Genomic DNA, 14,913 nt, shown 5'->3' on the forward strand with positions numbered 1-14,913 from the left:
GTATGACTTCTAAAGTAACTTATCTTGGTGGTTTAAGAACCGAAAATGTGCATTTAAAATCAGAAAACTCATTTGTAACAGATGCTCCTGTAGATAATAATGGTAAAGGAGAAGGATTTTCTCCTACAGATACTGTGGCTACAGGCTTTGCAAATTGTATGATGACTGTTATGGGAATTAAAGCAAATGGGTTAGACTATAATATGGAAGGAGCTACTGCAGAAGTGACTAAACACATGTCTACAGATCCTAGACGTATTTCTAAAATAGAAGTTGTGTTTCATTTTCCTGTTGAAGCAGATGATAAAACACGTAAAATTTTAGAACACACAGCGCACACATGTCCTGTACATTATAGTTTACATCCAGATATAGAAAAAGCAGTGACTTTTAATTGGAAGTAATTTATATTTAAAATAGTCAACTTACATTAATAACTAAGATATGATGGATCAGCTTAATCGGGATCTCTTAATTGAGTTGGCGCATACCAAAATGCCTTTCGGAAAATATAAAGACCGATATTTAATAGATTTGCCCGAGTTTTATATTGTATGGTATAATAACAAAGGTTTTCCTAAAGGAAAAATTGGAGACCAACTACGAATGGTTTACGAATTAAAACTGAATGGTCTAGAAGACCTAATTCGGAATATAAAACAGAAATACCCAAATCCTAAAAAGCATTAAGTGATTACAACAGACTTAATGCTTTTTTGTTTTTATGCTTAATAACAACTTAAACACGAAACAAATGTTTATTATAAACCTAACCTATAAAGGAAAATTGGAAAAAGTTGACCAATTTTTAAATGCACATATTGAATATTTAAACACGCAATATAAATTAGGTAATTTTCTAGCTTCGGGAAGAAAAGTCCCTCGAACAGGAGGAATTATATTATCTAAGGTTGAGAGTAAATTAGAATTAGAGAAAATTATAGAAAAAGATCCTTTTAAGAAAAATGATTTGGCGAATTATGAATTGATAGAATTTGTGCCGAGTAAAACTTGTGATGAATTAAAATTTTTAATTTAATAATATGTAATAAATCTTGTTAGAATAATACTGTAATTGATGATTTATCAAGATTATTTCTTTGATATAATTTACGAAGACATAAGTAAGTAAAAGAAGCTGCTAGTTATTTATAAATAGATAAATTTTAAAGCTATTATTAAATAGGACAAATAAGTGTTAGTTATACTTATTGTTGAAAACTTTTAGATTTTATAATACTGTTTTTTGAAAATAAATTTTAAAGTATTTTAATCCAGTTAGTTGTGGCTGTGTGTTTTTGTATAAAAGCCTTTTATAGATGTTCATGTTTTAATCAGAATTAAAATACGTAACCATACTTAATTGTCAATTGTTCTTTGTAAATTTGCCTGCGTTTAAAAGCGCAACATGACAACTACAACAAAGTATATTTTCGTAACCGGCGGTGTTACATCTTCATTAGGAAAAGGAATTATTGCTGCATCATTAGCAAAATTACTGCAATCTCAAGGTTACAGAACCACTATTCAAAAATTAGATCCTTACATTAATGTAGATCCAGGAACATTAAACCCTTACGAACATGGTGAATGTTATGTTACAGACGATGGTGCTGAAACAGATTTAGATCTTGGCCATTACGAACGTTTTTTAAACACACCTACAAGTCAGGCAAATAACGTAACTACAGGAAAGATTTACCAAAGTGTTATTCAAAAAGAGCGCCGTGGCGAGTTTTTAGGAAAAACAGTACAAGTTATCCCTCATATTACAGACGAAATTAAAGAACGTATTCAGATTTTAGGAAACTCTGGCGATTATGATATTGTAATTACCGAAATAGGAGGAACTGTAGGAGATATAGAGTCTTTACCATATATAGAAGCTGTTAGACAATTACGTTGGGATTTAGGAGAAGATAATGGTCTTGTTATTCATTTAACATTAGTACCTTATTTATCTGCTGCTGGAGAATTAAAAACAAAACCAACACAACATAGTGTAAAAACACTAATGGAAAGTGGTGTGCAAGCAGACATTTTAGTGTGTAGAACAGAACATCATTTACCAAAAGATTTACGTAAAAAATTAGCATTGTTTTGTAATGTACGTGAAGAAGCCGTTATTCAATCTATAGATGCTTCTACAATTTACGATGTTCCGAATTTAATGTTAGAAGAAGGTTTAGATAAAGTTGTTCTTAAAAAACTAAACTTAAACAGTAGTGTTCCAGATTTATCTATATGGAATGAGTTTTTACAACGTCATAAAAATCCAACTTCAGAAATAACTATTGGTTTAATTGGTAAATATGTAGAATTACAAGATTCTTACAAATCAATTTTAGAAGCTTTTATTCATGCGGGAGCAGAAAACGAAGTAAAAGTAAATGTAGAGCCCATACATTCAGAATATATAAATGCAGATAATGCTAAACTAAAACTATCACATTTAAATGGTGTTTTAGTAGCTCCTGGTTTTGGAGAGCGTGGTATTGAAGGAAAAATAGATGCAGTACGTTATGTAAGAGAAAATAATATTCCGTTTTTAGGAATTTGTTTAGGAATGCAAATGGCAGTTATCGAATATTCTAGAAATATTTTAGGTTTAACTGGTGCAAATTCTACAGAAATGGATGCTAAAAGTCCAAATCCTGTAATTAGCATAATGGAAGAACAAAAAGATATTACAGACATGGGCGGAACCATGCGTTTAGGATCTTGGCAATGTGCTTTAAAAGATAATAGTATTGCTAAATCAGTTTATGGGTCTGAAATTATAGAAGAAAGACACAGACACCGTTACGAATTTAATAGTGTTTATAGAGATCAAATCGAAGCAGCAGGTATGATTGCTACCGGTGTAAATCCTAAAACAAATTTAGTAGAGATTGTAGAAATTCCTTCTCACCCTTGGTTTGTTGGTGTACAATATCATCCAGAATATAAAAGTACTGTAGCAAATCCGCATCCTTTATTTGTGGCTTTTGTAAAAGCAGCTTTAATACATAAGAGAAAATAGTGCCATATTGTCAACAATTAAAATGTGGTCACCTTTTTGAGTAGCTTACTCATATTAAGAAATTATTTGGGACAAATCAAATGGTTTCTATTTATACCTAGAATATAATTAGATGGAAGAAAAGAAATTAGACCTTAATTCGGTCATAGGATTTATCCTAATCTTTGGAATTTTAATGTTTATGCTTTGGCAGAATCAGCCAACTCCAGAAGAGTTAAAGGCTAAAGAAGAAGCAAAACAAGAACAAGTTGAAGTAGAGAAGAAAGATGATGTAAAGCATGTGGAGATAGAAACATCTTCTGAAGATTTTTCAATTGCATCTGCAACAGATTCTTTACACTTAGCTGGTCTTAAAAATAAGTTAGGTGCTTTTGCTTATTCATCAACATTACCATCAGCAACAAATAATGAAACCGAAGTTGAAACCGAATTATTCGATTTAAAGTTTAGTAATAAAGGAGGATTTCTTTCTGAAATTAGACTTAAAGAATTCGATAATTACGATTCGCTTCCTGTATACCTTATTAAAGATAAGAATGCCGCTTTTAATATTAGTTTTAGTACTACTGATAGCCGCGTTTTAAATACACAAGATTTATACTTCCAACCTACAATATCTAAAAATGGAAAAAATACTGTAGTTTCTATGAAACTTAAAGTATCTGAATCTAAATTTTTAGAATATCGTTACGAATTAAAGCCTGACAATTACATGTTAGATTTTACAATTCGTTCGCAAGGTTTAAGCGATGTTATTAATAGCTCTCAAGCTGTTAATTTAGATTGGAAACAAAAAATGTATCGTGGTGATAAAAGTGTAGATTACGAAAATCGTTATACACGTTTAACATACCAACACGATGGTGGGAAAATTAATAAATTAAGTCCTACAAGTGATGATGACGACGTAGAAGAGGACGTAACTTGGTTATCTTACAGACAACATTTCTTTAGTTCAATTTTAGTTACTGAAAAGCCTTTTAAAACTGCCGATTTAGTTTCTGAAAACTTATTAGAAAAAGGTGATGATGATGCCGTTTTTACTAAATTCTATTCTTCTAAAGTCCCTTTAGAATTACAGAATGGTGAAATTAATGCGCCTTTAAAATTCTATTTCGGACCAACAGATAACACAATACTTAAACAATATGAGTATAGTTTAGACGATAGTATTCCTTTTGGATGGGGTATTTTTGGATGGATTAACCGTTATGTATTTGTACCAGTATTTGCATTCTTAAGTGGTATGTTGCCTTATGGTGTTGCTATTATTGTAATGACTATTTTAGTAAGAATAGTAATGTCTCCAGTAACATACAAATCGTATTTGTCTCAGGCTAAGATGAAAATTCTTAAACCAGAAATTAACGAGATTGGTGAAAAGTATAAAGATAATGCCATGAAAAAGCAACAAGCTACAATGGCCTTATATAGTAAAGCGGGAGCCAGTCCCATGGCAGGATGTTTGCCCGGATTAATGCAAGTCCCGGTGTTTTATGCCTTATTTCAATTTTTCCCTTCTGCTTTCGATTTAAGACATAAAAGTTTTCTTTGGGCAGAAGATTTATCTTCGTACGATACCATAGCAGAGTTACCTTTTAAAATTCCATTATATGGAGATCATATTAGTTTGTTCCCAATATTAGCATCTATAGCTATTTTCTTTTACATGAAAATGACAACAGGGCAACAAGCAGCAGCACAACCAACGCAAGAAGGTATGCCTGATATGGGAAAAATGATGAAATACATGATTTATTTCTCTCCGCTTATGATGTTAGTATTCTTCAATAATTATGCGTCAGGATTAAGTTTATACTACTTTGTCTCTAACTTAATTACTATTGGAATTATGCTTGTGATTAAAAATTTCATTATCGATGAAAAGAAAATTCACGCTAAAATTCAAGAGAATAAGAAGAAGCCCAAAAAAGAGAATCGTTTTCAGAAGAAAATGAAAGATATGATGGAGCAGGCAGAGCAGCAGAAACAGTCAAAAAAATAATCAAAAATAATTCAAAGCTGCCTTAATTGGCAGCTTTTTTGTTACTTGTAATTTCTAAAACGTTATACGTTATATTTATATGAAAAAAATATTGTCTTTTTTAATGATGTGCTTTGTAGGAGTCGCTATGGCACAAAACATAAATCAGTTAGACACCAACGGAAAACGTGATGGTGTTTGGAAAAAGAATTTTGAGGATACTAAAATCTTACGTTACGAGGGGAAGTTCTCTCATGGCAAAGAAGTAGGCACATTTAAGTTTTATAAAAATATAGGAGGTAAAGCCGTTTTAACAGCTACAAAAGCCTTTAATAGCAGTAATAATATTGCAGAAGTTCAGTTCCTATCATCTACAAAAAAAGTGATTAGTAAAGGGAAAATGAATGGTAAATTATATGTTGGAGAATGGACGTATTTTCATAAAAATTCTGATAAAATAATGACCACAGAAACGTACGATACTAATGGTAAATTACAAGGTGAACGTTTAGTGTTTTATAAGAATGGAAAAATTGCTGAACGCGCATTTTATAAAGATGGTTTATTAGAAGGAAAATCTACTTGGTATTCGGAAAAAGAGATTCCGCTTAAAGAGTTTTCTTATGTAAACGATAAGTTGCAAGGAATGTCTAAATATTACGACTTAGATGGGAATTTAGTTGCAGAAGGTGCTTTTAAGAAAGATAAGAAAGATGGTATTTGGAATTTCTATAAAGATGGAAAATTAGATAATACTAAGGATTTTACGCATTATAGTAAGAATCCGGCGAAACAATAAAATATAAAATAACCTGATTTAGATACTTTTAAATCAGGATTTTCTTTCCGGTGCATATCTGCATCTTATAAAATATAAAAAATGAAACGAGTAATTGTTGGTCTTTCAGGTGGTGTAGATTCTAGTGTTGCAGCGTATGTATTGCAACAACAAGGCTATGAAGTTATTGGTCTTTTTATGAAAAATTGGCACGATGATTCTGTTACAATTTCAGACGAATGTCCGTGGTTAGACGATAGTAATGATGCAATGTTGGTTGCAGAAAAATTAGGTATTCCTTTTCAAACTGTAGATTTAAGCGAGCAGTATAAAGAACGTATTGTAGACTATATGTTTAAGGAATACGAAAACGGACGTACACCAAATCCGGATGTACTTTGTAATCGTGAAATTAAGTTTGATGTGTTTATGAAGATTGCATTAGACTTAGGTGCAGATTACGTAGCAACCGGGCACTATTGTAGAAAAGGGATTATTAATGAAGGTGGAGAAGAAACGTACCAGCTTTTAGCAGGAGCAGATGGAAATAAAGATCAGTCTTATTTTTTATGCCAATTATCTCAAGAGCAATTAGCTAAAGCATTATTCCCAATTGGCGAATTAATAAAACCAGAAGTACGTAAAATTGCTGCAGAATTAGATTTAGTAACCGCAGATAAAAAAGATTCTCAGGGCTTATGTTTTATAGGTAAAGTACGTTTACCAGAATTTCTTCAACAACAATTAAAACCAAAAGAAGGTGTTATTGTAGAGGTCGATAGGGATTGCGATTTATATAAAAATACACAGACCGAGTTTGCTACAAAATTAGATGAACTTGAATATTTAACAACCAAAAAGATCTATGCCATTTCACACGGAAAAGTTGTAGGTAAACACCAAGGCGCTCATTATTTTACAAAAGGGCAGCGTAAAGGTTTAGGCGTTGGCGGTACAGTAGAGCCTTTATTTGTTATAGACACAGACGTTAACGAAAATGTAATTTATACAGGACAAGGACACTCGCATCCTGGATTGTTTAAATCTGCACTCTTTGTAACAAACGAAGAAGAACATTGGATTCGTGAAGATTTAAAATTAGAAAGCGGACAAACAATGGAAGTTATGGCACGTATTCGCTACAGACAACCATTACAAAAAGCAATTTTATATAAAGTAGAAAACGGATTGTATGTAGAGTTCGAAGAACCACAATCTGCCATTACAGAAGGACAATTTGTTGCTTGGTATTTAGAAGATGAATTAGTAGGTTCAGGAGTTATTTCTTAACTTACGGAGTAAAAGAATAATATATGACTTCAAAATTACTGCTTTTATTTTTTATTTGTTTTCAGTTACAGGCTTTTGGGCAACAAGATGCCTGGGTTTATTTTTCTGATAAAGAGAATGTTGAAACATCAATTGCTAATCCCACAACAATTTTAAGTGAGAAAGCAGTAGATAGAAAACAACGTTTTGGTATCGCAATAGATCAGAGAGATGTTCCTGTTAACGAATCTTATATTTCAGAATTAAAAGCACAAGATAATATTCTAGTCTTGGCAAAATCTAAATGGTTTAATGCTGTGCATGTTCGCGGAAGTGAAATAGATATTAAAGCATTACTAGATTTTTCATTTGTGTCTGATATTATTTTTGCAGATAAAACAATATCAATTACAAGTAAAAAAGAAAAGCTGGATTTATTTTCTGAGGTCGCTTCAAAATCAGAATTTGTATACGGTAGCACATTGAATCAAGTAGAAATGATTCAAGTAAACACCTTACATTATAGTGATTATACAGGAACAGGAATAACAATTGCTGTTTTAGATGGCGGATTTCCGAATGTAAATACCATTGGTGCTTTTCAAAATTTAAGAGCTAATAATAATATTCTAGGAAGCTACGATTTTGTCGCACGCAATAGTGATGTCTATGCAAATACTCAAGACGAACATGGTACTTGGGTGTTAAGTACAATGGCTGGATATATAGAAGATGAATTTGTAGGAACTGCTCCAGATGCGTCTTATTATTTATTTATAACTGAAGATGGTGATGCTGAAAACCCTGTAGAAGAAAGTCTATGGGTAGAGGCTGCAGAACGTGCAGATAGTTTAGGTGTAGATATTATTAATACCTCTTTAGGATATAAAGAGTTCGATAATTCAAATTACGATTATACGGATGAAGATTTAAATGGGGTAACAGCATATATAACCAGAGGCGCAACTATAGCTTCTGAAAAAGGAATTTTAGTAGTAAGTTCTGCTGGAAATTTTGGCGATTCAGGAGTTGGAGCACCCGCAGATGCTGCAGCCGTATTTTCTATAGGAGCAGTAGATGCTTCTGGAGTTTATGCTTATTTTAGTTCTCAAGGTTCAGATATTCAACCTTCAATAAAACCAGATGTTTCAGCTCAAGGATTAGGAAGTGTTGTCGTTGGTAAAACAAATTCTATTGAAACTTTAAACGGAACTTCTTTTAGTGCGCCCATTTTAGCAGGAGGATTAGCCTGTTTATGGCAAGCATTACCAGAATTAACAAATACAGAACTTAAACAATTGGTACGCGTCTCTTCGTCTCAATATACCACACCAGATTATTTTTTAGGTTATGGAATTCCTAATTTAGCTTCTGTATTAGAAGATGCTACATTAAGTGTCTTAGATAAAACAGAAGAATTAGACCTTATCATGTATCCTAATCCTGCTACAAATACAGTGTCTTTTAAAACAGATGCTTCACTTACAAAAATTAATGTTACTGTATTTGATGTTTTTGGAAAGCAGATTTTAGAACGTACTTTAAAAACTGAAGAAGCATTAGATGTTTCTGCTCTTTCTGAAGGAATTTATATATTACGTATTTCAGCATTTGATAAGATAACTACAAAAAAACTTATAAAAATTAATGCAAAATAGTATCACCCAATTATTCAATATTAAATATCCAATTATTCAAGCCGGAATGATCTGGAATTCAGGATGGCGTTTGGCTTCGGCAGCCAGTAACTCTGGAATTTTAGGATTAATTGGAGCGGGTTCTATGCACCCGGAAGTATTGCGTGAGCATATTCAGAAATGTAAAAAAGCGACAGACAAACCATTTGGTATAAATGTCCCGATGTTATATCCAAACATTGAAACACTCATGGATATTATTATTGATGAAGAAGTTAAAATTGTATTTACTGCTGCCGGTAATCCAAAAATATGGACATCTTGGTTAAAAGAACGCGGTATTACAGTCGTTCACGTGGTGAGTAGTGTGAAATTTGCTCTAAAAGCGCAAGCAGCAGGTGTAGATGCGGTTGTCGCTGAAGGATTTGAAGCTGGCGGACATAACGGACGTGACGAAACAACAACCTTTACTTTAATACCAATGGTTAAGGAACAAATAGAAATTCCGTTAATTGCAGCCGGAGGAATTGCTTCAGGAAAAGGAATGTTAGCAGCTATGGTTTTAGGTGCAGACGGCGTACAAATAGGAAGCCGTTTTGTAGCAAGTAAAGAATCGTCTGCGCACATTAGTTTCAAAGAAACTGTAGTAAATACTAATGAAGGCGATACTAAACTTACTTTAAAAGAATTAGCACCAGTACGTTTAATAAAAAATAAATTTTATAACGAGGTTCAAGATTTATATCAGAAGGGAACATCTGCAGAAGAACTTAAAGCCTTTTTAGGTAAAGGGCGTTCTAAACGTGGTATGTTCGAGGGCGATTTAGAAGATGGCGAATTAGAAATTGGTCAGGTTGCAGGATTAATTCATAAAATTCAACCTGTTTCAGAAATTGTTTCAGAAATTATTCAAGATTTCGAACAAGCAAAGACAAATATTTCGTCTTTATAAAATATTATTAAAAGGTAGTTATTAGGCTGTTTTAAATTCTACCTTTGCGCAACTAAAAATTAAGGCGTGTTTTTATCTCAATATACAAAAGAATTTAAATATAATTGGCAGCTGGCAGCTCCTGTAATGCTTGGTATGCTTGGTCATACATTTGTTAGTTTTGTCGACAATATTATGGTTGGCCAATTAGGTACTGCAGAACTTGCTGCGGTATCTTTGGGTAATAGTTTTATGTTTATAGCAATGTCTGTTGGAATTGGTTTTTCTACAGCCATTACACCTTTGGTAGCAGAAGCGGATACAGCTCACGATTTTGAGTCTGGTAAATCTGCGTTTAAACACGGACTATTTTTATGTACCGTTTTAGGCGTCTTACTTTTTTTACTACTCTATTTTGCTAAACCATTAATGTACTTAATGAAACAACCTGTAGAGGTTGTAGAGTTAGCGATTCCTTATTTAGATCTTGTTGGTTTCTCGTTAATACCATTAATTATTTTTCAGGGATTTAAACAGTTTAGCGATGGGATGTCTATGACAAAGTATCCTATGTATGCTACAATTATAGCAAATGTTGTAAATGTAGTTTTAAACTATATGTTTATTTTTGGAAAATTAGGAGCACCTGCTTACGGTATCGTAGGCGCAGCTTATGGTACTTTAGCCTCTCGTTTTATTATGGTTGCCTTTATTTGGTGGGTATTAAAAGGGAATAAGAAGTCTAGAGAGTACGTCATTAACATAAAATTCTTCGTTTTAGAAAAAATGATGCTGAAACGTATTTTTAATCTTGGCGCACCAAGTGCAATGCAAATGCTTTTTGAGGTTGCTATTTTTACGTCGGCAGTGTGGTTAAGTGGTTTACTTGGTAAAAACCCACAGGCAGCGAATCAAATAGCTTTAAACTTGTCTTCAATGACATTTATGGTGGCAACAGGATTAAGTGTGGCAAGTATGGTGCGTGTAGGAAACCAAAAAGGGTTAAGAAATTTTCAGGAGTTAAGACGCATTGCCTTTTCATTATTTTTAATGGGAACACTATTCGCAGTATGTTTTGCTTTGATGTTTTTTGCTTTACGTACACAATTACCTAAGATTTATGTAGATTTAAAAGATGTTGCAAACTTTGCAGATAATTCTGAAGTGGTGCATATTGCATCTAATTTATTACTTGCAGCAGCCGTTTTTCAAATAAGCGATAGTATACAAGTTGTTGTTTTAGGAGCTTTACGTGGGCTTCAAGATGTAAAAGTACCAACAATTATAACCTTTATTGCGTATTGGATTATTGGTTTCCCTATAAGTTATTATTTCGGAAAAGCAGACCAAATGGGAAGTTTTGGAATTTGGTTAGGACTTTTAGCAGGATTAACCTCTGCAGCAATTTTATTATATATTAGATTTAATTATCTAACAAAACAATTAATTTTAGACAAATAATTTTAAAGATATGGAACTTCCAAAATTTATATTAGGTGATAATACAGATTATCCCAACGCCATTTTTGTTATTCATACAGAATTTCCTCGTTTTATTATCAATTTAGAAGATGATAACGTAGAGTGGTTTGAAGATTTCGATCAAGAAGATCAGCGTGAAATAGAAATGGAAACTGAAGGTTTAATCAAAAAAGCTACAGATTTTTACGATAGAGAAGTAGCTCGTTACGAAGAGTAAAATTTATGTTCGATCAACTTGTAAATGCAGATAAAGCCTTATTCCTATTTTTAAACAACTTGGGTTCCGAAACATGGGATCCGCTTTGGTTAGCCATTACTCACGAGTTTACGTTTGCACCGCTATATGGATTATTATTATATTTAATTTATAAAAAAAGAGGTTTGCAATCGTTAGTGGTTTCTGTAATTGTAATTGTTTTAATGATAACCTTTACAGACCAAGTCACTAATTTAGTAAAACATACTGTACAACGTTTTAGACCATGCAGAACAGAAGGTGTTATGGAACATATGCGTTATATCGCTGCACGTTGCGGACGCTATGGTTTCTTTTCAGGACATTCGTCTAACTCTATGGCTGCAGCAATATTTGGAGGTTTATTACTAAAGCCTTTCTACAAAAAAGCAATTTACCTTTTAATTGTTTGGAGTCTAATTGTAGCTTATAGTCGTATTTATGTTGGTGTACATTATCCGTTAGATTTATTATGCGGACTTACTTTTGGTGTCATTTCAGGTTTCGGATTTTATAAATTATATTTATATATCGCAAAACGCAGAGAACTCCCTACTTTTTAGTCAGAATATAGTAATCGTTTACAAGTCTAGAATTGTGTTTTTTTGAAGTATCATCGGCCATATTAATGTCGTATGTTCTCACAAATGTCATAGTATAAATTTTACTTATAGACTGCTTTTCAGCTTCAGTTAATACATTAGACAATAAACCAAAACTGTTTTCTTTAGGAAACGCTAGTTGGTTGTCTTCTGTATTTACACTTGGAAGAATTTTACCATATAACCAAAGCATTTCTGGAGATACCGCATTTAGTCCGTATACATTTAAACCTTGTTTCTTGGCTTCAGATTTTAAACTAGATATATCATAATAATGCGCAGGAACCATTGCTTTGTATAACGGTAATGCAACAATAAATATAGATGCGAAGAATATAACAGTTAGATAAAATACTGATTTTATTGCTTTCTTTTTTAAGTTGATAAAAATTAAAGTTCCTATACTAAACAGTACAACTGAAGCGATAACGTATTGCAACCAAAACCCGTCTAGTTTATCTTTTAATCCGAAATAAGCAAGTACAGGAAATAAAATTCCAATAGTTGCTATTAAACCGAAATTAAAATATACTGGAATCGTTTCTTTTTTATCTTTTAATGTTTTAAAATGCTGAATTAAATAATCGATATAAAAACCAGTATTTATTGCCAACGGAATTAAAACGGGCATAAGATATCTAGATTTTTTCTCAGGAATTATAGATAATAATATCACTGCAAAAATCGTCCAATATAAACTGAATTTGTATGCTTTTAGATTACGAACTCTTGTTTTTAAATACGGATAAAGTAACCCAATAAATGCTGGAATTGTCCAAATTCCACTTTGTGTAAAGAAGCTCCAATAGTAATAAAACGGACGAATATTATAACTTCCCCAATTACTAGTTTCCTTTTGTGTAATATGTGTAAACGTTTCAGGATCTACTAAACGTACATAAATAAACCACCAGCCTCCAATAGCAAGCATTAATATTAAAACACTAAATATAGAGAAGGTTTTAGGTCTTATTTTTTTAAACTTATATGTAAAGGCATAAGCAAGTACAAACGGTAAGAAAAGGGCGTATAAAGAGACAGGACCTTTACTTAAAAACGAAAAACCTAAACATATTCCAGCAATTAAGGTGTGTTTCCAATAATCGCTCTCTTTTTGAAAGAGTTGAAACAGATTATATATGGCAACCATCATAAATCCATGTGCATAAATATCCCAAGGTGCCTCAATAGTAATTCCTACGGTATAAAAAGCAGTAACTACAATACAAGCATTAACTAAACTATGTAATGTATTCTGTAAAATAGATAATGATAAACGGTATACAAAAACACCTATTATCATAATCATAAATACAGTTGGTAGTCTTAATGCATAGACTTTTAACCCGAATATTAATGAAGATATGGCAGATAACCAGGTTGGTAAAGGTGGCTTTTCGTAGCGTGCTTCTCCATTCATGGTTGTTAATAACCAATGATTATTTGTTATCATTTCTCGAGCTGTAATAAAATTTCGCGCTTCCATAATGGTTACTTGCATAACGTGTAAATTAGGAAGAAGCATCACTGCAACCAATAGACAAATGGTAATAACCGGATGTTTTTCGATGACTTTAATCATGATATTTTTTTATTAAAACAAGGTTTCTACTATAAATTACAGCTCCTAATATATGTCCAGTAAATAAAACAGGGTCTCTGCGTAATACGGCATAAATTAAAATAAGTATAGATCCTGTTAAGCTTAGTGCCCAAAAACCAAAAGGTAAAGTAGATTCTTTTTTCTTCTCAGAATATAACCATTGGTAAACAAAACGTAAGGTGAAAACAATTTGAGATACAATTCCTAAAACTAATAACCATACAGGAATCTCTTCGTTTTTGAATAATAACGTCATATCAATTTTGTTATTATTGTAGTAGTATATCACTATAAGTATCGGAACAAAAAGTAAAAACCAACGCATGGGTTTAGGGAATTTTTGCCATTGATTTTGCAATTGAAGATTCCTGATATATATAAAGTACGTTAAACTCTGACCTAACATAATTGCAAAGTCTTGGCGTAAGTAACCATATAGAAAAAGGAGGAAAGATGCAATTAAGCTCAACGTCCAAAATAGGGTAGGCGTAATGACTTTACGTTTTTTTTCAGACGTAATCCATTGTACGACTAAGCGCGACGAGAATAAGATTTGTGCAATAAATCCTATTGTATATATAATCCAATCACTCATTAACTACGGGTCTCAATTTCGTAGTTAATATACTTCTTTTTCATCCACATATAAGCAAAACAATCTACTAAAGGGCCTAATAATCTATTCCATAATCCAAATTTAGCAACACCTGCAATTCTTGGAAAATGCTGAACAGGGACTTGAATAATTTTTCCTTGTTGAAGTAAAATCATGGCAGGTAAAAAACGATGTAAGCCTTTAAACATAGGAATGCGTTTGGCGTAATCTGTTTTTATAACCTTTAAAGGGCAACCGGTATCATCCATACCGTCGTGCGTAAAACTTCTGCGAATGCCATTAGCAATTTTAGACGACATGTTTTTTACAAACGAATCTTTTCTGTTAGAGCGTACACCTGTTACCAAGTCGTATTCTCCAATATGTTGAAGTAATATATTAAAATCTGAAGGTGCTGTTTGTAAATCTGAATCTATATAACCAACCAAAGGCGTATTTGTATAATCAAAACCTGCTTTTATAGCTGCACTTAAGCCTCTATTTTGTTTAAAACTAATAAATTCGAAAGCTTCAGAACGTTTACAAATGGTTTCTATAAGTTCTTGACTTTTGTCTTTGGAGCCGTCGTTTACAAGAAGAATTTTAGTGGTTTTAGATGCTGTTTTAGCGTAAGCTAAAAGCTCTTTTTCGACACGTAATAAATTGTCTTCTTCATTATAAACAGGAACTATAATGGTGAATTGGTAATTCATAGATAAAAACTTGAAAGTACAAATGTATTCTTTTTTATAGAAAAGAAATTTTTAGCATTTAA

At 32.4% G+C, this 14,913-nt stretch carries 15 protein-coding genes; 12 read left to right on the forward strand and 3 right to left on the reverse strand.

Going from position 1 to position 14,913, the window contains the following annotated elements:
* The first annotated feature begins 2 nt into the window (after positions 1–2).
* The 12 genes from GQR95_RS09620 to GQR95_RS09675 all read left to right on the forward strand — a co-directional run bounded on the left by GQR95_RS09620 (position 3) and on the right by GQR95_RS09675 (position 11,901).
* Entirely contained in the window at positions 3–404 is a 402-nt protein-coding gene (locus GQR95_RS09620; protein WP_159022969.1) for an OsmC family protein, read from the forward strand.
* Between the two features lie 43 nt (positions 405–447).
* Positions 448–690, forward strand: a complete 243-nt coding sequence (locus tag GQR95_RS09625; RefSeq protein ID WP_159024271.1) for a DUF3820 family protein — start codon at positions 448–450, stop codon at positions 688–690.
* Positions 691–754: 64 nt separating this feature from the next.
* Positions 755–1,039, forward strand: coding sequence for a YciI family protein (locus GQR95_RS09630; protein WP_159022970.1), 285 nt, complete (start codon positions 755–757; stop codon positions 1,037–1,039).
* Between the two features lie 369 nt (positions 1,040–1,408).
* Positions 1,409–3,022, forward strand: a complete 1,614-nt coding sequence (locus tag GQR95_RS09635; protein WP_159022971.1) for a CTP synthase — start codon at positions 1,409–1,411, stop codon at positions 3,020–3,022.
* Positions 3,023–3,134: 112 nt separating this feature from the next.
* Positions 3,135–5,027, forward strand: coding sequence for a membrane protein insertase YidC (gene yidC / locus GQR95_RS09640; protein WP_159022972.1), 1,893 nt, complete (start codon positions 3,135–3,137; stop codon positions 5,025–5,027).
* A 79-nt stretch (positions 5,028–5,106) separates the two neighbouring features.
* Positions 5,107–5,805, forward strand: coding sequence for a toxin-antitoxin system YwqK family antitoxin (locus GQR95_RS09645; protein ID WP_159022973.1), 699 nt, complete (start codon positions 5,107–5,109; stop codon positions 5,803–5,805).
* A gap of 81 nt (positions 5,806–5,886) precedes the next feature.
* Positions 5,887–7,074 (forward strand): tRNA 2-thiouridine(34) synthase MnmA, encoded by a 1,188-nt coding sequence (mnmA, locus tag GQR95_RS09650; RefSeq protein WP_159022974.1) that lies wholly within the window; start codon positions 5,887–5,889, stop codon positions 7,072–7,074.
* A 23-nt stretch (positions 7,075–7,097) separates the two neighbouring features.
* Positions 7,098–8,711, forward strand: a complete 1,614-nt coding sequence (locus GQR95_RS09655; protein WP_159022975.1) for a S8 family serine peptidase — start codon at positions 7,098–7,100, stop codon at positions 8,709–8,711.
* Positions 8,701–9,642, forward strand: coding sequence for a nitronate monooxygenase family protein (locus GQR95_RS09660; RefSeq protein ID WP_159022976.1), 942 nt, complete (start codon positions 8,701–8,703; stop codon positions 9,640–9,642). The genes GQR95_RS09655 and GQR95_RS09660 overlap by 11 nt, the downstream gene beginning before the upstream one ends.
* A 66-nt stretch (positions 9,643–9,708) precedes the next feature.
* Entirely contained in the window at positions 9,709–11,082 is a 1,374-nt protein-coding gene (locus GQR95_RS09665; RefSeq protein ID WP_199269578.1) for an MATE family efflux transporter, read from the forward strand.
* 10 nt (positions 11,083–11,092) lie between these two features.
* On the forward strand, positions 11,093–11,320 hold the full coding sequence (locus tag GQR95_RS09670; RefSeq protein ID WP_159022977.1) for a hypothetical protein: 228 nt from the start codon (positions 11,093–11,095) through the stop codon (positions 11,318–11,320).
* A gap of 5 nt (positions 11,321–11,325) precedes the next feature.
* Positions 11,326–11,901, forward strand: coding sequence for a phosphatase PAP2 family protein (locus GQR95_RS09675; protein ID WP_159022978.1), 576 nt, complete (start codon positions 11,326–11,328; stop codon positions 11,899–11,901).
* Here the strand turns inward: GQR95_RS09675 and GQR95_RS09680 are convergent.
* The 3 genes from GQR95_RS09680 to GQR95_RS09690 are packed head-to-tail and all read right to left on the reverse strand — an operon-like array spanning position 11,891 to position 14,851.
* Positions 11,891–13,522, reverse strand: coding sequence for a glycosyltransferase family 39 protein (locus tag GQR95_RS09680; protein ID WP_159022979.1), 1,632 nt, complete (start codon positions 13,520–13,522; stop codon positions 11,891–11,893). The genes GQR95_RS09675 and GQR95_RS09680 overlap by 11 nt on opposite strands.
* Positions 13,515–14,138, reverse strand: coding sequence for a lipid-A-disaccharide synthase N-terminal domain-containing protein (locus GQR95_RS09685; RefSeq protein WP_159022980.1), 624 nt, complete (start codon positions 14,136–14,138; stop codon positions 13,515–13,517). Before GQR95_RS09685 ends, GQR95_RS09680 begins: the two co-directional genes overlap by 8 nt.
* Entirely contained in the window at positions 14,138–14,851 is a 714-nt protein-coding gene (locus GQR95_RS09690; protein ID WP_159022981.1) for a glycosyltransferase family 2 protein, read from the reverse strand. The genes GQR95_RS09685 and GQR95_RS09690 overlap by 1 nt, the downstream gene beginning before the upstream one ends.
* Positions 14,852–14,913 lie beyond the last annotated feature (62 nt).

Source organism: Formosa sp. L2A11 (assembly GCF_009796865.1).
In the GTDB taxonomy this organism is placed as follows: Bacteria; Bacteroidota; Bacteroidia; order Flavobacteriales; family Flavobacteriaceae; genus Formosa.